At 69.3% G+C, this 21,941-nt stretch carries 16 protein-coding genes; 9 read left to right on the forward strand and 7 right to left on the reverse strand.

The window, feature by feature from the left end; all coding sequences use genetic code 11:
- Position 1 precedes the first annotated feature (1 nt).
- Both G4D85_RS42330 and G4D85_RS42335 read right to left on the reverse strand, forming a co-directional pair.
- Positions 2–814 carry an LPP20 family lipoprotein gene (locus G4D85_RS42330; RefSeq protein WP_205525945.1) on the reverse strand — a complete coding sequence of 271 codons (813 nt, stop codon included), beginning with the start codon at positions 812–814 and terminating at the stop codon, positions 2–4.
- A gap of 117 nt (positions 815–931) precedes the next feature.
- Positions 932–1,270 carry a PilZ domain-containing protein gene (locus tag G4D85_RS42335; protein WP_164019968.1) on the reverse strand — a complete coding sequence of 113 codons (339 nt, stop codon included), beginning with the start codon at positions 1,268–1,270 and terminating at the stop codon, positions 932–934.
- Positions 1,271–1,413: 143 nt separating this feature from the next.
- Here G4D85_RS42335 and G4D85_RS42340 point away from each other — a divergent pair, with 143 nt between their 5' ends.
- Positions 1,414–2,124: an FKBP-type peptidyl-prolyl cis-trans isomerase gene (locus G4D85_RS42340; RefSeq protein WP_240359829.1), complete on the forward strand. Its 711-nt coding sequence runs from the start codon at positions 1,414–1,416 to the stop codon at positions 2,122–2,124.
- Between the two features lie 12 nt (positions 2,125–2,136).
- Here the strand turns inward: G4D85_RS42340 and G4D85_RS42345 are convergent, their stop codons facing one another.
- From G4D85_RS42345 to G4D85_RS42355, 3 genes are all read right to left on the reverse strand, one after another.
- Entirely contained in the window at positions 2,137–4,296 is a 2,160-nt protein-coding gene (locus tag G4D85_RS42345) for a hypothetical protein (RefSeq protein ID WP_164019969.1), read from the reverse strand.
- A 120-nt stretch (positions 4,297–4,416) separates the two neighbouring features.
- Entirely contained in the window at positions 4,417–4,620 is a 204-nt protein-coding gene (locus G4D85_RS42350; RefSeq protein ID WP_164019970.1) for a cold-shock protein, read from the reverse strand.
- Between the two features lie 118 nt (positions 4,621–4,738).
- Positions 4,739–6,637 carry a M2 family metallopeptidase gene (locus G4D85_RS42355; protein WP_164019971.1) on the reverse strand — a complete coding sequence of 633 codons (1,899 nt, stop codon included), beginning with the start codon at positions 6,635–6,637 and terminating at the stop codon, positions 4,739–4,741.
- A gap of 294 nt (positions 6,638–6,931) precedes the next feature.
- Between G4D85_RS42355 and G4D85_RS42360 the strand changes: the two genes are divergently transcribed.
- The 3 genes from G4D85_RS42360 to G4D85_RS42370 all read left to right on the forward strand — a co-directional run bounded on the left by G4D85_RS42360 (position 6,932) and on the right by G4D85_RS42370 (position 10,742).
- A complete protein-coding gene (locus G4D85_RS42360) occupies positions 6,932–8,032 on the forward strand; it encodes a DHH family phosphoesterase (RefSeq protein WP_164019972.1) in 1,101 nt (366 codons plus the stop codon).
- 20 nt (positions 8,033–8,052) lie between these two features.
- The gene (locus G4D85_RS42365; protein ID WP_338052946.1) at positions 8,053–8,613 is read left to right on the forward strand and encodes a DUF3105 domain-containing protein; all 561 of its coding nucleotides are present in this window, start codon (positions 8,053–8,055) and stop codon (positions 8,611–8,613) included.
- Positions 8,614–8,840: 227 nt separating this feature from the next.
- Complete coding sequence (locus G4D85_RS42370; protein WP_164019974.1) at positions 8,841–10,742, forward strand: carbohydrate binding domain-containing protein; 1,902 nt, start codon at positions 8,841–8,843, stop codon at positions 10,740–10,742.
- Between the two features lie 42 nt (positions 10,743–10,784).
- On the opposite strand, the gene G4D85_RS42375 is transcribed toward G4D85_RS42370, so the two are convergent.
- Positions 10,785–11,723: a LysR family transcriptional regulator gene (locus G4D85_RS42375; protein WP_164019975.1), complete on the reverse strand. Its 939-nt coding sequence runs from the start codon at positions 11,721–11,723 to the stop codon at positions 10,785–10,787.
- A 103-nt stretch (positions 11,724–11,826) separates the two neighbouring features.
- Here G4D85_RS42375 and G4D85_RS42380 point away from each other — a divergent pair, with 103 nt between their 5' ends.
- The 3 genes from G4D85_RS42380 (at position 11,827) to G4D85_RS42390 (ending at position 15,858) form a co-directional block, all read left to right on the forward strand.
- A complete protein-coding gene (locus G4D85_RS42380; protein WP_164019976.1) occupies positions 11,827–12,888 on the forward strand; it encodes an NAD(P)-dependent alcohol dehydrogenase in 1,062 nt (353 codons plus the stop codon).
- Between the two features lie 197 nt (positions 12,889–13,085).
- Complete coding sequence (locus G4D85_RS42385; RefSeq protein WP_164019977.1) at positions 13,086–14,537, forward strand: metallophosphoesterase; 1,452 nt, start codon at positions 13,086–13,088, stop codon at positions 14,535–14,537.
- A gap of 223 nt (positions 14,538–14,760) precedes the next feature.
- Positions 14,761–15,858, forward strand: a complete 1,098-nt coding sequence (locus G4D85_RS42390; RefSeq protein ID WP_164019978.1) for a heparan-alpha-glucosaminide N-acetyltransferase domain-containing protein — start codon at positions 14,761–14,763, stop codon at positions 15,856–15,858.
- Here G4D85_RS42390 and G4D85_RS42395 read toward each other — a convergent pair.
- A complete protein-coding gene (locus tag G4D85_RS42395) occupies positions 15,852–16,340 on the reverse strand; it encodes a VOC family protein (protein WP_164019979.1) in 489 nt (162 codons plus the stop codon). The two genes, G4D85_RS42390 and G4D85_RS42395, sit on opposite strands and share 7 nt — an antisense overlap.
- Before the next feature lie 149 nt (positions 16,341–16,489).
- Here G4D85_RS42395 and G4D85_RS42400 point away from each other — a divergent pair, with 149 nt between their 5' ends.
- Together G4D85_RS42400 and G4D85_RS42405 are read left to right on the forward strand one after the other, a co-directional pair.
- Complete coding sequence (locus G4D85_RS42400) at positions 16,490–18,337, forward strand: vWA domain-containing protein (protein WP_164019980.1); 1,848 nt, start codon at positions 16,490–16,492, stop codon at positions 18,335–18,337.
- Positions 18,338–18,589: 252 nt separating this feature from the next.
- Positions 18,590–21,934 carry a CHAT domain-containing tetratricopeptide repeat protein gene (locus G4D85_RS42405; RefSeq protein ID WP_164019981.1) on the forward strand — a complete coding sequence of 1,115 codons (3,345 nt, stop codon included), beginning with the start codon at positions 18,590–18,592 and terminating at the stop codon, positions 21,932–21,934.
- The last annotated feature ends 7 nt before the right edge of the window (positions 21,935–21,941 follow it).

The raw sequence follows: 21,941 nt of genomic DNA on the forward strand, positions 1-21,941 counted from the left end.
GCTACTGGGTGACGATGACGACCCGGCCCTCGGCCAGGAAGCGCGTGTTGACCTCGCCCAGCGCCTTCGCGTCGTCCGAGGCGAGCACCAGGTCCGAGCCCTTCAGCCCCGTGGCCTTCACCACCAGCGGCTTCTCACCCACGAGCGTGGCCTTCTTCGCCGCCTCCAGGCTGTTGAACCAAGCCGCCACGCCGGAGGTGGCGCGGCTCTCGTCGGAGAGCGCCGCCGCGCCGTAGAGCGCCTTGCCGGAGCCATCCAGCAGCCGGGGCGCCAGCACGGGCTTCATGCCCAGGCCGCGCGCATCCACCACCAGGCCCGTGTACTTCTTCGCACCCTCGGCGTTGAGCAAGATGGCCGAGTCCGGAGCAGCCATCACCAGCGACGCGGTGATGGCCGCCAGCGGCACCTCCACGTCCACCTCGACACCGCTGTCCGAGAAGTACCGCTTGGCCACCACCTTGTAGCCGCGGATGGCGCCCTCCACGCGGCCCCGCACCTCTTCGCGGGACATCTCGTCCGCCACGGTGCGGCCAGCGTTGAGCTGGATGCCTCGGGCCTGCTCGAGAAGGTTGCGGAGCGCATCCAGCTTCGCGGCCCGCTCCGCGCCCAGTCGCGCCTGCGCGGGGTTGGCCGCCTTCAGGTCCGGTGCACCGGAACCCGTGGCGCGCAGCACCTGCCCCTCCCAGTTGACGCCGGGACTCGTGGGCCGCGCCGCTTCAGCCGCGGCGGCGGGTGCCGGGGCCTTCGCTTCCTTGCCCTGGCCCAGCGCCGTCAACGGCACCGCCAGCAACATGCCCCACAGCGAACGCCTCACGGGAAATCCTCCAGTCCTCACCCGACTTCTCGGGTAGCCACAGGACAGAATGATCCACCATTCAAAGAGGCCGCTTCGAGGGAAGTCAAGGCGCCCCTCGGAGGGCGCCGCGCTGCGTCAGTTCTCGTTGCCGTGTCGGTCGACGTAGGCGTCGATCATCCGGCGGTGCCGCTCGGTGAGGAGCGTGAAGCGGACACCGGAGCGCTCACGCTTCGCGGTCGCCGCCTCCACCCACTCACGCACCACTTCACCCTCGGCGTAGATGATCTCCTCGGAGCCGGGGAGCTGGAACTGGAGGCCGACGCGCTTCGCCTCGTGCTGAGGCTCGAGCAGGCGAGCGAGGCTCACCCCTTCCTGGCTGATGTCGGCAGCCCGCGACATGTACGGCACGCCACCCATGTACTTGTTGAGGTAGATGTCGAGGGGCGCCCGTCTGGCCTTCCGCTTGTCGCTCATTGCTCCGTCGCCTCCGGTAGTGCAACAGGCCGCTTCGGGGGTGAAGCAACCTGGATTCAGGGTAGAGGCGCGCGATGAACTCGCAAGAAAACGACCGGCGCTCCGTATAGTCCAACCCAACTGTTCTTTTGAAAGGCGGAAGCATGCGATCGATGTGGATGGCGGCCCTGGTGCTGGCGCTCGGCGCCCCCGCGGCCCACGCACAGACCTCCAAGCCGGCGAAGCAGCCCGGGCCCGCGGCCAAGGCGCCCCCTGACCTCACGTCCGACGATGCGAAGACCATCTACGCGCTCGGCGTGTCCGTCGGCCGGGACCTCTCCAGCTTCGCCCTGACCCCCGAGGAGGTCCAGATCCTCCAGAAAGGCATCGCCGACAGCATCGCCGGCACCGCGCCCGCGGTGGACCCGAAGGAGTACGGGCCGAAGATCCAGGCACTCGGGAAGGGCAGGCAGGCGCAGGCCAGCGCGGCCATGCTGGTGCGCGCCGAGAAGGAGTCCGGTGCGGTGAAGCTCCCGTCCGGCGTCATCTACCACGAGGTGCAGGCCGGCACCGGCCGCAGCCCGCGCCCCACGGACACCGTCAAGGTCCACTACGAGGGCCGGCTGGTGGATGGCACCGTGTTCGACAGCTCGGCCCGGCGTGGCATCCCCGTGGAGTTCCCCCTCAACGGCGTCATCCCCTGCTGGACCCAGGGTGTCGCGAAGATGAAGATCGGCGGCAAGGCGAAGCTCACCTGCCCCGGAAGCACGGCCTACGGCGAGCGCCCGCCCCCGGGCTCGCGCATCCCGCCCAACGCCGTCCTCGTCTTCGACGTGGAGCTGGTGGACATCCCCGGCGACACCTCGAAGCAGTAGGTCGCGAGGGGGCTACGGCTTCAGCGCGGCCTCGGTGGCGCGGAGCAGCGGCTCCGCGCTCACCGGCGCCCCCGTGGCGTGGACCATCCACTGGTCCGGCGTCACCTGGCCGTACGTGGCCATCCGCTCGAACTCCGCGCCCAGCGGGCCCTTGCGCTTCAGGTGCTCCTCAATCTGGAACGCGATGAGGTGCCCGAGCGGATAGTCCGGCAGGTAGATGGGGTAGCTGATCATGTGGCTGTAGATGCCCAGCAGCGGCGTGCCCTCCGCGCCCAGCACCGGCGCGTAGTACCGGTTCCAGACGTCCCGGGAGATGCCCACCACCGCGTCGCGCAGCTCCTCCGGCTTCGCGTCCGGGTGCTCGTACATCCAGTGCCACACCGCCATGTCCACCAGCGCCACGCCGGCGATCTCCCACGTCTGCCAGAAGTCGTTCAGCACCCGCTCGCGCTCGGCCGCCGCGTCCGGCTTGCCCAGCCCCAGCAGCTCCAGGTCTCGCGCCTGGAACACGAAGGCCAGCGCCTCCGTGAAGGCGTTGTTGGGCACGCCTGTCAGCAGCGTGTGGTCCACCAGGTAGAGGCTGAACACCTGCTCCACGTTGTGCCCCAGCTCGTGCACCGCGATGTTGTAGCCCTTGTAGTCCATGCCCCCCTTCTCCACGCGCGTGCGCAGCCGGGGGAAGTCACCCCGCCGCATCGCCTGCTGCGCGTGGCCCGCTCCGCGTGACGCGTCCACCTGGATGCGCGCCGCCAGCCAGTCCGCCTTCGCCTTCGTGAAGCCCATGCCCTTGAGGATGCGCGGCAGGTCCTTCGCGAAGGCCTGCGCCGTGGGGTAGCGCTTGCGCGTCAGTGCATCCAGCTCCGACTCCGGCCGCTTCCCTCCGGGCTTGAAGCCCGGGTACCACAAGTCCTGCGGCCCCAGCTTCCGCCCCAGCCGCGCCTCGATTTCCTTCGCCACCCGGGGCACCACCGGCGACTCCAGCACCTGCGTGAGCAGCGCCCTCACCCGCTCCTCCGGCAGCTCGCGCGTCAGCTCGAAGCTCCGGGCAATCCGCGTGGGTGCCACCGGCGAGTACGGGTCCACCTTGCGCGCCGCCTGGAAGGTGGCGAGCAGGTGCGCATAGCGCGTGGCCGGCTCCGGCGCGGGGTCCGGCTTCGCCTCGCGCGCGGGGGCGTCCTCCTCCACCGTCTCCGGCGGCGCCACCGTCACCGCGTTGGTGAAGGGGTTCCAGTCCAGCCTCGGGTTGTCGATGACGGCCACCGGAATCGTCTGCGTGACGATGCGCTCCATCACCTGGAGGATCATCCGCTGCTTCGCCGGGCCGTTCGGGTCCGTGTAGTCGCCCTTCAGCTCGTCGCGCAGGTTCCAGTGGCTGATGAGGCGCAGCCCCTTGGGGAAGGGCCGCTGCCCCCGCTCGTCCACCAGGTGGTGCATCCAGACGTTGTACTCGGCGATGTAGAGGTTGGCCGCGGCGATGGCCTTCGACGACTCCTGTTCGATCTCCGCCGGCACCCGCCGGTTGAAGCGCGACGCCAGCCGCGCCTCCGCCCACTGCCGCCGCGTCCACTTCGGCCCCTGCTCCACGCGCTCGGCCAGCGTGGTGAGCGGGAAGTTGAGCAGCACCACGAAGCCAACCTTCGCCCGGAACAGGTCCGACGTGACGTTGGAGCTCGGGTCATACGACGCCAGCAGCGGCTCCACCGGCAGCAGCGGCCCCAGGTCCAGGTCCGAGTACCACTGCAGCTCGCGCCCCAGCTCGTTCATGTGGCCGTCGAACTGCTCGAACAGCTTCTCCAGCCGCGTGAAGGTGGCGTCCAGCGCCTTCGGGTCCGACAGGAACTGCTCGCGGATGAAGGCCGCCGCGTCCCCGTCCTCCTCGCGCCACTGCGCCAGCACCTGCTCCACGCCGCGCTCGATGCGCGCCCGCTGCGCCTCGCCGTGCTTCGCGACCAGCTCCGCCTTCAGCGCGGCGGTGTCGAACGCGGGCTGCTTCATGGCGGGCTCCTCGGGGGCGGCGGCCTCGGCCGCGGGGAGCGGCTCGCGCATGGACTGGGGCGTCATCACCCTGCTGGAGGGCGGCGGCTCCGTCAGGGGCTGCGGGGTGGAGCAGCCGAGCGCGGCCAGCAGGGGCAACAGGCGGGCACGCGAGGCCCGGGGCTTCTTCGACGACATGGCGGGGACTCCTCTTTCACTCTCGGGGGGCTGCGCGCGGCCACCGAAATACGAAGGGCCCGACCCTGGTGGGGCCGGACCCTTCCGGTGCATCAGGAAATCATTCGAACGACGCCCGGCTCAGGCCGCGCGGACGTTCTGCGCCTGCAGACCCTTGGGGCCCTTGGCGACCTCGAACTCCACCTTCTGGCCTTCCTGCAGGGTGCGGAAGCCATCCATGTTGATGGCGGTGTGGTGGCAGAACACGTCATCGCCACCGCCGTCCTGGGTGATGAAGCCGAAGCCCTTCGCATCGTTGAACCACTTCACGGTACCAATAGCCATTTCGCTCTTCTCTTCTTTGGGTCACGGACGCGGAGATCCGCCGTCCGGTCCTACGGAACGAACCCGCCAAGACGGGCGCGATTTTATCGCGACCGTCCGGCGAGTCCAACCGGGAGCACTACCAACCGCACTTCTGGCCCTTGTTCTGCGCCTGGAGCCAGGTGCGCAGCGGGCTGAAGTAGTCGAGCAGCGGGGTGGCATCCATCTGCCGGGTGCCCGTCATGGCCTGGAGCGCGTCCGGCCACGGCTTGCTGGCGCCCATCTCCAGCATGGCCTGGAGGCGCTTGCCGGCCTCCTTGTTCCCATAGATGGAGCACTCGTGGAGCGGGCCCTTGTAGCCGGCGGCCTCGCACATGGACTTGTGGAACTGGAACTGGAGGATGCGGGCGAGGAAGTAGCGCGTGTACGGGACGTTGGCGGGCACGTGGTACTTGGCGCCCGGGTCGAAGTCCTCCTCGGTGCGCGCCACCGGCGCGGCCACGCCCTGGTACTTCTCGCGCAGCGTCCACCAGGACTTGTTGTAGTCCGCCGGCTGCACGCGGCCGGAGAAGACCTCCCAGCGCCACTGGTCCACCAGCAGGCCGAAGGGCAGGAAGGCCACCTTCTCCAGCGCGTCCTTGAGCTGGAGGTTGATGAGGTTCTTGTCGTTCTTCGGCACGGACTTCAGCAGGCCCACCTGCTGGAGGTACGCGGGGGTGATGCTCAGCGTGAGCGCGTCGCCGATGGCCTCGTGGAAGCCGTCGTTGGCGCCGGCCTGATAGAGCACGGGCAGGTTGTAGTAGTACGTGTAGTAGTAGTTGTGGCCCAGCTCGTGGTGGATGGTGATGAGGTCCTCCTCGGTGGGCTTGATGCACATCTTGATGCGCAGGTCGTTCTCGTAGGTGACGTCCCACGCGCTGGCGTGGCAGACGACCTCGCGATCCTTCGGCTTGGTGAACTGCGAGCGCTCGAAGAAGGTCTGCGGCAGCTCCTTGAGGCCCAGCGAGGTGAAGAACTTCTCACCCAGCTTCACCATGCGCATGGGGTCGTAGCCCTGCTTCTTCAGCTCGGCGTTCACGTCCAGGCTGGCCTGGCCGGGGAAGGGCTCCACCAGCGGGTAGATATTGTTCCACTCCTGCGCCCACATGTTGCCGAGCAGGTGCGCGGGAATGGGCTTGCCGGCGGGCACCTTCGCCTCGCCGTACTGCTTCGCCAGGCGACCGCGCACGTAGCAGTGCAGCTCGTCGTACAGGGGCTTCACCTGGCCCCAGAGGCGCTGGGCCTCCTTCTCGAACTCGGCGGGCGGCATGTCGTACGCCGAGCGCCAGAGCGTGCCCAGGTCGTCGACGCCGATGTCCTTCGCGCCCTCGTTGGAGATGGAGACGAGGCGCTGGTACAGCGGGCGCATGGGGCGCGACACCTGGTGCCAGCCCTGCCACGCGTCCAGCAGCTCGTCGTAGTTGCGGCTGTCCGCGATGACGTCCGACAGCTCGCCGAGATCCCTGCACTTCCCCTTGCCGTCCTTGCCGCAGTACTTGCCCTTGCCGTAGAGGCCCTCGAGCTTCGCCGCCGTGGCGGCCAGCTCGGCGCGCTTCTGCGCGTCCGACGGGGCAGGCAGGGACTGGGACACCTTGAGCAGGTGCAGCATGCGCGCGGTGTCCGCGTCGAGCTGCAAGCCGTCGAAGCGGCGCGCACCCTTGATGGCGCCGTTGACGTAGCCGAGCACCTCCTCGTTGACGTAGGCGGCGTTCCGCTCGGTGTCGTCGGTGATGTACGTGTTCTTGATCCACTCGGCGGTGGCCTGCTTCGTCCACAGCCGCTTGAGGTCCGCGTTCACCTTCTCGGCGAACTGCTTCGCCTCGTCCGGCGTGGCCTGGGCGGGAGTGGACGCCTGGGCGCTGGCCTGGGGCGCGGACTCGCCAGCGGCCGAGGTCTCACGCGTCGCTTGCGAGTCCTGGGCACAGCCCAGGAAGGCGGGCAGCGCCACGGCCACGAGGGCCGTGCGCAGCAGGGGGTGTAGGAAGGGTTTCCGGGTCATGGGGGCGGACCGTAGAAGAACCGCCGTCCGATGACACCCCGAAAAATGGGCTCCGTCAGGGAGTCACCGCGTCCTGCCCTGTCGCTGGCTGTCGCTTCACGCCGAGCTGACGCAGCGCGAAAAGGGCACGGTCCTTCTCCTTCGCCTCCAGCAATGAAGTCCGGGGCCCACCAGCGCGGACACCATGGCGCAGCGGGCGACGGGGCCGGCCTCGCACGCGGGCCCGGCCGGGCACCGTGCGAGCACTCCGGCCCCGCCCTCCTCCGAGCGCACTCCGCGTTACAGCTTTCCACCATGCTGCTGGGACACACGCAGGACCCGCTCTGGCCCGCGCCCGAAGAGGCCCTCGAGGATGCCCGCCTCTTCCTGCGCGAGCAGCGGGGCCGGCGCGTGCTGGTGGCGCCGCACACGGACGTGGATGGCCTCACCTCGGGTGTGCTGGCGCTGCGCGCCCTGGAGGCGGTAGGCGCCCGCCCGCTGGCACGCGTGCCCGGCAAGGGAGAGCACGCCCACTCGCCGGCCTTCCAGGAGCGACTGCGCGCCGGCGCTCACGACGCGCTGGTGGTGCTCGACATGGGCAGCCGGGGGGCGCCCATCGTTCCCGAATTGCCGACGCTCGTGGTGGACCACCACCGCTCCGAGGAGTTCCCGCCTGGCGCCCAGGTGCTCACGGCGAACGGGCGTGAGCCCATCGCCAACAGCAGCCTGCTGACGTACGTGCTGGTGTCTCCGCTGGTGGTGCCCGGGCCGCTGGAGTGGCTGGCGGTGATGGGGACGGTGGCGGACCTGGGCGCGACGGCGCCGATGCCGTTCCTCAAGGACGCGCTCAAGCGCGCGGGACGCAAGGCGGTGACGGAGTCGGTGGCGCTGCTGAACGCGGCACGGCGCTCGTCGCGGTTCGCCGCCCCGCTGGCGCTGGAGGTGCTGCTGCGCGCCGGGAGCGCGGCGGACATCTCCGAAGGGCGCGTGCCCGGCGTGGACGTGCTGCACGACTGCCGCCTGGAGGTGCAGCGCGAGGTGGCCCGGTGCGCCAGGACTCCGCCGCGCTTCGCCGGCAACGTGGCGCTGCTGCTGTTCAGCTCCGAGGCGCAGGTGCACCCGCTGGTGGCGGTGCGCTGGGCGCAGCGGCTGCCCGAGCACATCGTCATCGCCGCCAACGCGGGCTACCTGCCGGGCCGGGTGAACTTCGCCATGCGCAGCCGGGCCCCGGTGGACCTGATTGCCTTCCTCAAGGGCCTGGACCTGCCCCCCATGGGCGAGGAGTTCGCCAACGGCCACGCGCGCGCCACGGGAGGCAGCCTGTCCCAGGAGGACTTCATCCGCTTCGCCGACGCGGCGGGCTTCCGGGGGCTGCGCACCTTCGACGTGGAGCGCCGGGGCGCGTTCCCCGGCTGATGCGGTATGACTGCCGCGTGATGCCACGTCCGCTCATCGTCCCCTCACTCCTCGCCCTCCTCTCGCTCAGCGCCTGCGACTCCAGCTCCACGCCGGACCCGGACACCCAGGGCTGCGAGCAGTTCGACTTCCCGCAGTCGCCCCAGACCGAGGCCCGCCACCTCTCCTCGTGCAGCAACAGCGCCTGTGGCTCCGGGGCGACCGAGTCGGAGAACCCACCGAGCTCCGGCCTGCACTGCGGCAGCGTGGCCCGCTGTGGCGTGTACACCGAGCCCGTCTCGCGCTGCCTCTACATCCACAACCTGGAGCACGGGCACGCGGTGTTCCTCTACAACTGCCCCGACGGCTGCCCGGACGAGGTGGCGAAGCTCGAAGCGGCGGCGAGCTCCGTGCCGGCGGGCGCCAACGGGGTGCGCCGGTCGCTGGTGGCGCAGGACCCGCTCATGCCCAACCGCGTGGCCGCGCTGCTCTGGCGCCGCGCGTACGTGACGGACTCCGCGGACCCCGAGGCGCTGCGGTGCCTGCTGAAGCTTCAGGACACCGAGGCCCCCGAGCCGGGGCTGTCGTGCCCTGGCTCCTGAGCCGACATCTCCCGCTGAACACCTGCCCTCGCCTCCAGCCGGAGCACTCCTCCTCTCCGTAAAGGTGGGAGGGAGTGCCCGAACAGGCGGATGAATGTCCGCTTGCCTCGGGACGTCACGAGCAGGTGTTCGAACGCGGGCTCAGGGGGCAGTCGGCACGGTTGGAATGTCGGCACCTGCCCCGGCGGGCGGCGTGCGGAGCGCCTGCCGATTGTATCCAGGTGGCCATGAGAACGACCCTCCAACGCGCCCTCACGGCGCTGCTGCTGACCTTCTCCGTCGCCACCACGCTCCCCGCCTCCGCCCAGTCAGTTCCCGGCGTGCAGGGGCCCGTGCCCATAGGACTTCCCAACCGACTGCTCATCGGGCTGTTCGAAGAGGCCGGGCAGAATTGGATGCGCGACAGCGGCGTGCCCTGGGACGTGCGCTACCGCTACTTCACCAAGGGCTGGGTGGATAACTGGGGCTGGGGCCCGTACGACGGCAGCTGGGGTGCGACCTTCATGCAGGAGTCGTTCACCCAGGGCTACATCGCGGCTCCCGTCTTCTACCAGCTCTTCTCCGAGCCCGGCGGTGGCGAGGGCGAGTCGCTCGCCAAGGTGCAGAACGCCACCACCATGCGCAGCTACTTCAGCGACGTGCGGTTGCTGATGCAGCGCGCGAAGGAGCACGGCAAGCCCGTGCTCGTGCTCATCGAGCCGGACGCGTTCGGTCTGCTCCAGTTCCAGACGAACTCCAACCCGAATGCCTACGCCGCGGTGGCGGCCACCGGCCTGCCCGAGCTGGCGAACCTGCCCAACACCGTGGCGGGCTGGGGCCAGGCGTTCCTCCAGATGCGCAAGGCCGTGGGCGCGAACAACGTCATCCTCGGCATCCACGTGTCCGCCTGGGCCAGCGGCAAGGACATCTCCTGCTGCTCGGTGACGGACCCGCTCCAGCCCGAGGTGGACAAGGTCGTCAACTTCCTCAAGCCCATGGGCCTGGGCCCCAACACCACGGGCGCCACCTACGACGTGCTGGTGGGTGACCCGCTCGACCGCGATGCGGACTTCTACAAGCTGACGCGCGCGCAGGACGTCTGGTGGGACATGAGCGACACCGCGTCCATCTCCTCACGGTCCTTCAACCGCTACGCGGAGTGGCTGCGGTTGATGAACGTGACCAGCGGCAAGCGCTGGGTGCTGTGGCAGATTCCGCTCGGCAACGCCAACCACCGCAACATCAACAACGACGGCACCGCGCGCGCGGGCTATCGCGACAACCGGACGGAGTACTTCTTCGGGGCGCTGGGTGATTTGCACCGGAGGAAGTTCGCCAACTCGGGCGTCATCGCGCTCCTCTTTGGTGCCGGCGCTGGCGGGCAGAGCTCGTACCAGAATGACCAGGCGGGTGACGGCCAGCCGTACGTGAAGAGCCGTGCGGGGACCTTCCTGCGCGCGGGTGGACTGACGCTCCCCGCTACGGGCACCACGCTGCCCCCACCGGGCTCCGGGACGGATGGTGGCACGCCGGGTGGGACGGATGCGGGCACGGGCTCGGGGGATGGTGGTACCAGCGGCACCGATGCCGGTACGGGTGGCGGCGTTGATGCGGGCACGGGTGGCACCGACGCGGGCACTCGCGGTGATGCGGGAACGGGTGGCACCGATGCGGGCACGGGCGGAACCGACGGAGGGACTGGCGGCTCGACGCGTGGCTATGGCTTCGAGTCCAGCACCGAGCAGTGGACCGCTTCGGGCGCTCCGCTCAAGACTGTGAGCACCTCCACGACGCGGGCCTACGAGGGGAAGCGCTCGCTCGCGGTTCCCTTCAGCGGCACGGCGGGCACGGGCATGGCGGTGGTCTCCACCGCGACAGTCCCTCGCGGTGCGACGGTGACATTCCGCGTGTGGATTCCCTCGGGCAGCCGCATCACCGCCATCCAGCCCTTTGCCCTCGAAGGGGCGGCGGGTGGCTGGCGCTACACGGGCCGGTGGACTGGCATCAGCAGCCTCAAGACCAATGCCTGGAACACGGTGACACTGACCCTGCCGTCCGCGAGCACGACGCCGCTGTTCCAGTTGGGCGTGGAGCTCACCACCAGCGGAAGCTGGACGGGCACCGTCCATCTCGACGGCATCTCCTGGTAGTCCCCCGCCCCGCCCTCTCTTCCGGAGAGGGCGGGCGCCAGGTCAGCGCCTTTTCGGACGGTCCACCGACGCGTCCTGTCGCCGCTCCGCCGCGACTTCCCGCGCCACGTCCACGAAGGCCCTCAACGCGGGCGAGACCTGGGCCCTGCTGGGGAAGTAGAGGAAGAGCCCCTGCACCAGGCCCGCGTAGGGTTCGAGGACCACACGCAGGGAGCCGCGGCGCAGCTCAGCCTCCAGCTGCGGCTCGAAGAGATACGCGAGCCCCATCCCCGCCTCGGCCATCTCGCGAATCACCGCCCCGTCGTTGCTGACAATCGGCCCGTGCACCGGGATGCGCCAGCTCTGCTTCCCGCGATCCAGCTCCCAGTGATAGAGCCCGCCGGTCGTCGTCGAGCGGATACCGATGCAGTCGTGCGACAGCAAATCCTTCGGCGTCTCCGGCGTCCCCCTCCGTTCGAGGTACGCGGGAGAGGCCACCACGACGAACCGGCACGCCCCGTACAGGCGGACCTGCACCATGTCGCGTTCGATGGACTCCGACAGCCGGATGCCGGCGTCGAACCCCTCCGCCACGATGTCCACGAACCGGTTTTCGACGGTGACGTCCACCTCCACCTTCGGGTGCCGCGCGAGCAACCGAGGCAGCACGGGCTTGATGATGAACGGCACGGAGATGGACGGCACCGTCAGCCGCACCTTGCCCGTCACCTCCCCCGGCTGCGCCGAGGCCGTCTTCAGCGCCTCGAGCGCCTGGTCCACCCCCGGCCCGGCGTTCTCCAGCAGCCGGCGTCCCGCCTCCGTCAACGCCACGCTGCGCGAGGTGCGGGTGAGCAGGGCAACGCCCAGGCGCTCCTCCAACTGGCGGACGGACTGGCTGAGCGCGGAAGCCGAGATGCCCAGCTCGACGGCCGCCGCCGTGAAGCTGCGTCGGCGAGCCACCGAGAGGAACGCATTCAGGGCATTCAGGGGGGTATTGGCCATCGTGAAGAATTTCTAAACGCCCCATCCACATCCCGCCAGTTTCGGATGCGATGCGCGGGGTGCATATCAGGAGGCCTTCAAACCACCCCCGAGGAAAAAAACCATGTCCACCACTCACGCCTACGCCGCCGCCGCCGCTGGAAAGCCACTGGCGCCGTTCTCGTTCGAGCAGCGCGAGCCCGGTCCCCATGACGTGCTCATCGACATCCTCTACTGCGGAGTCTGCCACTCCGACATCCACCAGGCCCGCGACGAGTGGGGCGGCTCCATCTTCCCCATGGTCCCCGGTCACGAAATCGTCGGCCGCGTCAGCAAGGTCGGCGACAAGGTCACGAAGCTCAAGGTGGGCGACATGGCCGGCGTCGGCTGCATGGTGGACTCGTGCCGGGACTGCCAGCCGTGCCGCCAGGACCTGGAGCAGTTCTGCGAGAAGCACCCTGCCTACACGTACAACGGCACGCAGATGGACCGGAAGACGCCGACCTACGGTGGCTACTCGACCCAGCTCGTCATCACCGAGCACTTCGCGGTGAAGGTCCCCGCGGGACTCGACCCCGCCGCCGCCGCGCCGCTGCTGTGCGCCGGCATCACCACCTACTCGCCGCTGCGCCAGTGGAACTGCAAGAAGGGTGACCGCGTGGGCGTCGTCGGCCTGGGCGGGCTGGGCCACATGGCGGTGAAGCTCGCCGCGTCCATGGGCGCCGAGGTGACGGTGCTCAGCACGTCGCGCTCGAAGGAGGCCGACGCGCGCCGGCTCGGCGCACAGGGCTTCGAGGTGACCAAGGAGGAAGGCACCTTCACGAAGCTGGCGGGCCGCTTCGACCTCATTATCGACACCATCTCCGCCCCGCACGACTACAACCAGTACCTGAAGATGCTGCGTCCCAAGGGAGCCATGGTGCTCGTCGGCGTCCCGCCCGAGCCGACCCCCGTGGCCGCCTTCGCGCTCATCAACGGGAACAAGCGGCTGGCCGGCTCCAGCATCGGCGGCATCGCCGAGACGCAGGAGATGCTCGACTACTGCGCCCAGCACCAGATCGTCTCCGACATCGAGATCATCCCCATCCAGAAGATCAACGAGGCCTACGAGCGCATGCTCAAGAGTGACGTGCGCTACCGCTTCGTCATCGACATGGCCTCGCTCAAGAACGCCGCCGCACGCTGAAAGCAGGGCCGACCTCGCGCCGTCGCATCCCCCACTGTCATGGGAAGGATGCGGCGGCTTTTTCCAGAAAATGGGTCTTTCCCGACCTCAGGCCGGATGGTATCGGAAGCGCGCAATACCGTCTTTAGCTGAGAAACCGGTCAGACGCGGCGCAGGGCTCACAGCCTCGTGCCGCCCCATCCTGGAAGGAACCACCCTTGAGGCTCCTGAGCTTCGTTGCATCCCTGGTAGTGGCAGGCGCGCTTTCCGCCTGCGGCGAGAACCTGACGGCCGAGGCCCCCGAGCTCGCCTCCACCGGGTCCGCGCTGGACTGCGCCGCCCTGAGTGCCCCCGTGTATCACCGCATCAGGGTGAGCACGGGCGACAGCCTCTACACGCTCAACGCGAACGAGGCTGCCAACGCCGCCACGACGTACGGCTACACCGATGACCGGGGCGTGGCCTTCCGCGCCGCCACCACCACGGGCACCGGCCTGTCCCCCGTCTACCGCATCTACAGCCCGAGCCGGGGCGAGCACTTCTGGACCATCGACGCGGCGGAGAAGCAGAACCTCGTCAGCACGGGGGGCTTCACCACCGACGAGGGCATCGGCTTCTACGCCTCGACGACGGCGGACACGTGCCTGGTCCCCGTGTACCGCTACTCCAACACGACGCTCCGGAAGCACCGCTTCGCCACCACCCAGGCCGAGCGCGACAGCCTGAGCGCCGCCGGGTGGGTCGACGAGGGCATCAAGCTCTACGCCGCGCCCACCACCGCCCAGCCTGTCGACACGAAGTTCACCTTCGTCGTCATCCCGGACACGCAGAACGAGGTGGTCAGCAGCTCCACCCTCATCGACCACCGCATGCAGTGGCTCGTCGACAACCGGGCCGCGCTCGACCTCCGCTTCGTCACCCAGACGGGCGACATGATGAACTGGGACACGCCCGACCACATCCAGTACGTGCGCGCCAGCAATGCCCTCAAGAAGCTGGACGACGCCGGCATTCCCTACGCGCTCGCCATTGGCAACCATGACACCGCGGCCACCTGCCCGGGCGGCAGCGCCTGCCCCGGCAACGTGAATGCCAACCTGCGCAACACCACCACGTTCAACACGTACTTCCCGGTGTCGCGGTTCAAGGCGCTCGCGGGCGTGTACGAGACGGGCAAGTGCGACAATGCCTATCACACGTTCACCGCGGGCGGCCTGAGCTGGCTCGTGATCAACCTGGAGCTGTGGGCCCGCACGGGAGTGGTCGACTGGGTGCGGACGGTCCTCGCGGCCCACCCCCGCCACAACGTCATCGTCATCACCCACTCGCACCAGACCAGCAGCGGCGGCATCGAGCAGAGCAACGGCGGCTATGGCAACAACAGCCCCCAGTACGTGTACGACAACGCGCTCAAGCTGTACCCCAACGTGCGGTTCATCTTCTCCGGCCACGTGGGCAGCTCGGCCTACCGTGAGACCACCGGCACCCAGGGCAACAAGATCTACCAGCTCCTCACCACGTACCATGACAGCTCGACGAACCCGACGCGGCTGATCGAGATCGACACCGCCGCCAACACCTTCTCCACGCGCGTGTACTCGCCCTACACGAACGCGGAGAAGACGGACGGCTCGAAGTTCACCATCAGCAACGTCTCCTGGGTTCGCTAGCCCGCCTGGCCGAAGCGGCGAGGCGGAATCCGTGTTCCGCCCCGTCGCCCGTCGCGGGAGGCTTTGCCAGCGCGCCTCCCGACAGGCAGACTGCCGCCCCCACCATGAGTCGTCGAAGCACGAGACCTCCTCGTGGGCGCGATGCGCCGGTCATCCGCATGGACCCAGGAACAGCACCGGACAGAAAAGGTTGCGGTAGGACGTTGAAAAAAAGTGGCCGGCCGTGACGCCCTCCCCCTCCGCTCCCGTGTCCAGGGACCGTGTTCGCGCCATCGACTGGCTGCGCGGCATCGCGGTGCTGTTCATGATCCAGACCCACGCGCTCGCCCTGCTCACGCCGGAGCTGCGCAAGAGCCTGTGGGTGGGCCGCCTGCTGAAGGTGGACGGGCTGGTGGCCCCCGCGTTCATCTTCTCCGCGGGGTTCGCGACGGCGCTGCTGATGGTGCGCAGCGCGGCCGGCGGCGTCCTCCGCGAGCGCGTGGGCCGCAACCTCCGCCGCATCGGCGAGGTGCTTGTCGTCGCCACGCTGGTCAACTGGGCGTGGTTCCCCCTGCTCCGTGAGCCGGTGTGGATCTTCCGCATGGACATCCTCCAATGCGTCGGCGTGTGCCTGCTCATCGTGCTGCCGGTGGCCGCCCTGCTGGCCTCGCGCCCGCGCGCGCTGGCCGTGGTGGCGTTCGTCCTGGCCATGGCCGTCTTCGCCGTGGCCCCGCTGGGAGAGCTGGTGCAGGGGCCGTGGGCCACGCTGACGAACAAGTCCTCCTTCGCGCCGTTCCCGCTGCTGCCCTGGCTGGGCTTCGCGTGGCTCGGGGCCTTCTCGGGGACGGTGGCCGGCGCGTGGGGCCGGGCGGGGCTCGCGCGGGCGATGGTGGCGCTGATGGCCCTGGGCTTCGCGGGGATGATGGCCGGGGACTTCCTCTACAGCCTGTATCCGCCGCACCGATTCTTCGTCGCCAACCCCTCCAACTCGGCGGTGCGCTTCGCCTGGGTGTGCACCGTGCTGCTCGGGTTGATGTGGCTGGAGGGCCGCGTGCCCGCGGGCGCGAAGGCCTCACGGACCCGGCGCTTCATCGAGGTGTTCGGCACCTCGTCGCTCTCCGCGTACTTCTTCCACGAAATGCTGCTGTTCTACCGCCTCGGTGGCGTCTTCTCGTTCCAGCGCTTCTGGGGAGACCGCAGCGGCTGGCCGCAATTCTGGCTGCTGCTCGCCGCCCTCATCGGGCTCACGTTCCTGCTCTGCATCATCACGGACCGCGTGGTGCGCGTGGTGCGGCCCGCGCTCGCGCGGCTGGTGGCACGGGCGCGGCGTGCCCCTCAGTGATTGCCAGCCGACAGTTGCTCGAACGCGGCGATGACCTCCGGGGGGGCCTGCACCAGTTCGATGAGCACGCCCTCGCCACTGAACGGGAACTGGTCGTTCCCCTTGGGGTGCACGAAGCAGATGTCGAAGCCGGCGGCGCCCTTGCGGATGCCCCCCGGGGCGAAGCGCAGGCCCTGCGACTCCAGCCACTTCACGGCCCCGGGCAGGTCGTCCACCCATAGGCCCACATGGTTGAGCGGTGTCTCGTGGACCCGGGGCTTCCCCTCGGGGTTGATGGGCTGCATCAGGTCCACCTCCACCTTGAAGGGGCCCGCGCCCGCGACGACGATGTCCTCGTCCACGTTTTCACGCTCGCTGCGGTAGGTGCCGTGGGGCGTCAGCCCCAACAGGTCCACCCAGAGCTTGCGCAGCGGGCCCTTGTCGGCCCCGCCGATGGCAATCTGCTGCACTCCCAGGATGCGGAACGGTCTCTCGGTCTGCATGGGGCGGCACCCTGCCAAACAGGCCCGGCCCAGACAAGGACACCGGCGCGCCTCCACGGGCGGGGGTGGGAAAAATTCACGGGAATAGACCCATTTTCGCAGGTCATGCGTTTCGAGCCGACGACCTACTTGTCGCCCTTGGAGACCGCATGACGCCGACCTCGCTGAAGCGCCGCCTGTCCGTGTGGGGAAGTGCCCTTCTCGTCACCTGCACACTGCCCGGCTGCACGCGCAGCATGTCCCCCGACGCGAGCGCCGACTATCGCGTCAGCCCCCAGCAGGCCCAGGGCACGCCGGAGTCGCAGCCCTCCCGGAGCACGAAGACCGAGTCCGCCGTGGATCAGGACGACGCCCTCGAGGGTGAGGAAGTCGCCAGGTTCGATGCCAAGGAGAAGTCCCGGAGCGCGCCCGCCCCCGCCGGGGTCATGGTGGGCGCTGCCAGTGGCGCGAGCCTCGCCCCCATGGAGGCCATGGCCGAGCCCATGGCCGCGCGCCCCCCGCCTCCGTCCACGCCCGCCCCGGAGATGAAGCGCCGCGAGGCGCCCGGGAAGCTCATGGCTGGACAGCCCCTCGCGGACAAGTCGAAACCGAAGGACGGCATGGACGAGGCCGACCTCGCCACGGCCGCGCGCGGCAACACCTTCGAGGCGTGGAAGCCCAACCTCTTCATCGACACGGTGAAGGACCCGCTGTCCACCTTCGCCGCGGACGTGGACACCGCGTCCTACACGGTGGCGCGCCGCTACCTCGTCCAGGGCACCCTGCCGCCTTCCTCGGCCGTGCGCGTGGAGGAGTTCGTCAACTACTTCAAGTACCGCTACGCCGCCCCGGAGAAGGGCGCCTTCACCGTCCACCTGGAGGGCGCGCCCTCCCCCTTCGACTCCAAGCGCCACTTCGTGCGCGTGGGCGTGCAGGGCAAGGTCGTCTCGCGCTCGCAGCGCAAGCCCGCGCACCTGGTCTTCCTCGTGGACACCAGCGGCTCGATGAACTCGCAGGACAAGCTGCCGCTCGCGAAGGAGGCCATCAAGATCGCCGTCAAGAACCTCAACGAGAACGACACCGTCGCCATCGTCACCTACGCGGGCTCCACCCGTGACGTGCTGCCGCCCACGCCGGCCACCGACGTGAAGCGCATCCACGACGCGCTCGACACGCTCCAGTCCGGCGGTGGCACCGCCATGGGCTCGGGCATGGAGCTGGCCTACAAGCACGCCGTGAAGAAGGCCTCCGGTAGCGTGGTGTCCCGCGTCGTCGTCCTCACCGATGGCGACGCCAACATCGGCCCCAACATGGGCCCGCAGTCGATGCTGGAGAGCATCCACAAGTACGTGGCCGAGGGCGTCACCCTCTCCGCCATCGGCTTCGGCATGGGCAACTACCGCGATGACCTGATGGAGAAGCTCGCGGACAAGGGCAACGGCAACTGCTTCTACATCGACAGCTACAAGGAGGCGAAGAAGGTCTTCGAGACGCAGCTCACCGGCACGCTGGAGGTCATCGCCAAGGACGTGAAGCTCCAGGTGGAGTTCAACCCCGCCGCCGTCCGCCGCTACCGCCTGCTCGGGTATGAGAACCGCGACGTGGCCGACAACGACTTCCGCAATGACAAGGTGGACGCGGGCGAGATTGGCGCCGGCCACAACGTCACCGCCGTGTACGAGGTGGAGCTGACCGGAGACACCCAGGAGGCGCTCGCCACCGTGCGCGTGCGCGCCAAGGCGCCCAATGGCACCGAGGCCGCCGAGCAGGCGTTCCCCTTCGAGCGCTCCCTGCTGCGCCAGTCGCTGGAGGCCGCGTCTGCGGACTTCCGCTTCGCCGTGGCCGTGGCCTCCACCGCGGACATCCTCCGCGGCAACCCGGCCGCCGAGAGCTGGAGCCTCGCCACCGCCCAGAAGCTCGCCGAGGGCTCCGCCGCCGGTGACGCCGACCGCAACGAGTTCGTCCGGCTGGTCACCCAGGCCCGCGCGCTGATGGGCGCGTCCGCCCGGGGGAACTGAGGCACGGCCTTCAGCTCCGAGGGAACACTCTCGGAGCCGGGTCTCCCCGCCACAGGGTCTCCAGGGCCCTGGGCGTGAACCGGACTCGCAGCGAGTCGGACCCTTCGACGGCGAACAGCCCTTCCGCCGTCAGGCTCCGTTCCGTGGTGTCACTGCCCCCCTCGTCCGTGGCCTCTTTGAAAGGCGCGAGGAACGAGGGCCCTTTGACGAGGCGGGACGCGGACTGGCCGACTTCATGATTCAGTGGGGGTGATGCGACAGATTTTCGGATGGATGACGGTGGTGGTTCTCTGCTGCGCGGCAGGAGGCGACGCCGGCGAGGAGACGCCAGACGGGCGGCTGGTAGAGGCACAGTCTGCCTTTGGCGAGGCGACGAAGCTCAAAGACGCGGGCGAGCATGCCAAAGCCCTCGCACGGGCCAGGCATGCGCTCGCGCTGAGGGAGGCCGTTCTCGGCGGCACGCATCCAGACGTCGCCAGCTGTCTGGAGTTGGTGGGTGAGCTGCATGTGCGGCAAGGGGAGCTGGCCCTCGCCGAGCCACTGCTTCAACGTACGCTCGCCATCCGGGAAGCGGCCCTCGACAAGGACCACCCCGACCTCGCCCGAACGCTCCACAGACTCGCCAACCTCTACCTGGACCAGGGGTTGTATAGCCGGGCCGAGCCCCTCTACCAGCGCGCGCTCGCCATCCGCGAAGTGGCCCTCGGCAACAACCACCCCGACCTCGCCAACACGCTCAACAACCTCGCCAACCTCTACGGGGACCAGGGGTTGTACAGCCGGGCCGAACCCCTCTACCAGCGCGCGCTCGCCATCCGCGAGGCGGCCCTGGGCAACAACCACCCCGACGTCGCCAGGTCGCTCGCCAACCTCGCAACCCTCTACAAAGACCAGGGGTTGTACGGCCGGGCCGAGCCCCTCCACCAGCGCGCGCTCGCCATCCTCGAAGTGGCCCTCGGCAAGAGCCACCCTGACGTCGCCAGCTTGCTCGACAACCTCGGCGTCCTCTACTACGCGCAGGGGTTGTATGGCCGGGCCGAGCCCCTCTACCAGCGCGCGCTCGCCACGCGGGAAGCGGCCTTCGGCAACAGCCATCCCGCCGTCGCCAAATCGCTCAACAACCTCGCCAGCCTCTACGCGGACCAGGGGTTGTACGGACAGGCCGAGCCGCTCTATCAGCGCGCGCTCACCATCCGGGAAGCGACTCTCGGCAACAACCACCGCGAGATTGCCAGGCCGCTCCAAAACCTCGCCCTCCTCTACATGGACCAGGGGCTGTACGGCCGGGCCGAGCCCCTCTACCAGCGCGCGCTCGCCATCCTCGAAGCGGACCTCGGCGACAAACACCCCGACTTCGGCACCTCGCTCGCCAACCTCGCCCTCCTCTACATGGAGCAGGGGTTGTACGGCCGGGCCGAGCCCCTCCTCCAGCGCACGCTCGCCATTCAGGAAGCGGCCCTTGGCAACAACCACCCCGACGTCGGCAGGACGCTCAACAACCTCGCCATCCTCTACGTGAAGCAGGGGTTGTACGGCCGGGCCGGGCCACTCCTCCAGCGCGCACTCTCCATCCAGGAGGCGACCCTCGGCAACAAGCACCCCGTCGTCGCCAGCTCGCTCGCCAACCTCGCGACCACCTACGCAGAGCAAGGGTGGTACGGCCGGGCCGAGCCACTGCTCCAGCGCGCACTTTCCATCCAGGAGGCGACCCTCGGCACCAACCACATCCTCGTCTCTGAAACGCTCAACACCCTAGCGCGGCTCCGCTTGACCCGGCAGGGCCTCGCCAGTGCCCTGCCGCTCCTCACGCGTGCCTTCGCCAACTCCGAGCAGCGCCTGCGCCAGGAGGCACTCGACTTCTCCGAGTCGCGCCTGGCCGGCTTCCTCCAACATCTGCGCGAGGACGAGCAGGCGCTCTACTCCCTGTTGCGCGCACACCCCAAGGACGCCCGTGTGCAACGCCTGGCCCTCAGCGCCGTGCTCCTGCGCAAGGGGCGCTCCGTCGAGGAGACCGCCAACATCTCCCGAACCGTCTACCAGCGCCTGGGCGCCGAGGACCGCGACGCCTTCGAGCGCCTGCGAGGCCTGCGCACCCAACTGGCCGCCCTCTCGCTCGCGGGCCCCGGCTCGCTGACCCCGGCAGACTACCAACAGCGCCTCAAGACGCTGGCCGGCGAGGGCGACACTCTCGAAGCAGACCTCGCCAAACGCTCCGCGCCCCTCCGGGCCCTCACCACCCTGCCCTCCCCCGCCGACATCGTCGACCGGGTCGCCGCCTCCCTCCCCAAGGATGGCGCCCTGGTCGAGCTCGTCGCCTACAGGGACAGTCGCCTCGGCTTCAAACCCGGCACGCCACGCGCGAAGGTTCCTGACCCGCTCCGCTACCTGGCGCTGGTGCTCTTCCCAGATGCTTCCACCCGCGCCCTGGACCTTGGCCCCGCGGACCCCATCGACCTCGCCGCCACGCGCCTGCGCGATGCCCTGGCCAACCGCGATGTCTCCTTCCAGGTCGCGGCCCAGGAACTCCACCGGCTCGCCTTCCAGCCCCTGCGCCCCCTGTTGGGGACCACCCATCGCCTGTTGTTCTCTCCCGACGGACAGCTCGGCCTCGTCCCCTTCGCCGCGCTCCACGACGGCCGCCGCTTCCTCCTCGACTCCGTCGACTTCACCTACCTGACCTCCGGCAGGGAGCTGCTCCCTCGTCCCCAGGACACCCTCCCCACCGCCTCCGTCTTCGTCCTCGCCGACCCGGACTTCGAGGCCTCACCGCGAGCCGCGCCCTCCGCCGCCGGAAACACCTCCACGCCGACGCGGAGCTCCGCCTCCCTGGAGCGCTTCTTCTCCACCCTGCGCGCGGACCGCGTCGCCAGCGGCTGGGCGCCGCTGCCGGGCTCTCGCCAGGAGGCCGAGAGCATTCAGCGCCTGCTGCCCCAGGCCCAGCTCTTCCTCGGAGCCGACGCCACCAAGGAGCGACTGCTCGGCCTGCCCACCCCTGGCATCCTCCACCTCGCCACTCACGGCTTCTTCCTCGAGGACGCCCCCACTCCCGCGGGCACACGCGCCGTGGTCCAGTTCGGTGCACTCGGCCACGATCCGCTGGCCCTTCGCCCGCCAGATCCCATGCTGCGCTCGGGCCTTGCCCTCGCGGGCGCACACGCCCCGGCGGCTGATGCATCCCAGGAGTCCCAGCCCCGGCCCGACGCCGCGCTCGTCACCGCGCTCGAGCTGGCCGGCCTCGACCTCTGGGGGACCCAGCTCGTCGTCCTCTCCGCCTGCGACACCGGCCGAGGCGACGTCAAGCTGGGCCAGGGAGTCTCCGGCCTGCGCCGCTCCCTGGTCGTGGCCGGCGCCGAAACAGTCGTCATGAGCCTGTGGAAGGTGAACGACGACTCCACCCGCCTCCTCATGGACACCTACTACCGCAACCTGTTGGCCGGCCAGGGTCGCGCTTCCGCCCTACGCGGGGCCATGCGCTCGCTGCGGGCTTCCCGGCCCCATCCCCACCACTGGGCCCCCTTCATCGCCCTGGGGAGCGACGCGCCCCTGCGCGCAATCACACCCAAGCCACAGAAGGCGCAGGGAGGAGAGGGCCCTTAGCGGCAGG

Origin of the sequence: Pyxidicoccus trucidator (assembly GCF_010894435.1) — a bacterium.
Classification (GTDB): Bacteria; Myxococcota; Myxococcia; order Myxococcales; family Myxococcaceae; genus Myxococcus; species Myxococcus trucidator.

Coding starts and splice junctions, on each gene's coding strand:
- G4D85_RS42370 (WP_164019974.1), top strand. CDS start 8,841: ATGAGAACGACCCTCCAACGCGCCCTCACGGCGCTGCTGCTGACCTTC.
- G4D85_RS42360 (WP_164019972.1), top strand. CDS start 6,932: ATGCTGCTGGGACACACGCAGGACCCGCTCTGGCCCGCGCCCGAAGAG.
- G4D85_RS42345 (WP_164019969.1), bottom strand. CDS start 4,296: ATGTCGTCGAAGAAGCCCCGGGCCTCGCGTGCCCGCCTGTTGCCCCTG.
- G4D85_RS42365 (WP_338052946.1), top strand. CDS start 8,053: ATGCCACGTCCGCTCATCGTCCCCTCACTCCTCGCCCTCCTCTCGCTC.
- G4D85_RS42350 (WP_164019970.1), bottom strand. CDS start 4,620: ATGGCTATTGGTACCGTGAAGTGGTTCAACGATGCGAAGGGCTTCGGC.
- G4D85_RS42400 (WP_164019980.1), top strand. CDS start 16,490: ATGACGCCGACCTCGCTGAAGCGCCGCCTGTCCGTGTGGGGAAGTGCC.
- G4D85_RS42355 (WP_164019971.1), bottom strand. CDS start 6,637: ATGACCCGGAAACCCTTCCTACACCCCCTGCTGCGCACGGCCCTCGTG.
- G4D85_RS42375 (WP_164019975.1), bottom strand. CDS start 11,723: ATGGCCAATACCCCCCTGAATGCCCTGAATGCGTTCCTCTCGGTGGCT.
- G4D85_RS42380 (WP_164019976.1), top strand. CDS start 11,827: ATGTCCACCACTCACGCCTACGCCGCCGCCGCCGCTGGAAAGCCACTG.
- G4D85_RS42335 (WP_164019968.1), bottom strand. CDS start 1,270: ATGAGCGACAAGCGGAAGGCCAGACGGGCGCCCCTCGACATCTACCTC.
- G4D85_RS42395 (WP_164019979.1), bottom strand. CDS start 16,340: ATGCAGACCGAGAGACCGTTCCGCATCCTGGGAGTGCAGCAGATTGCC.
- G4D85_RS42340 (WP_240359829.1), top strand. CDS start 1,414: ATGCGATCGATGTGGATGGCGGCCCTGGTGCTGGCGCTCGGCGCCCCC.
- G4D85_RS42405 (WP_164019981.1), top strand. CDS start 18,590: ATGCGACAGATTTTCGGATGGATGACGGTGGTGGTTCTCTGCTGCGCG.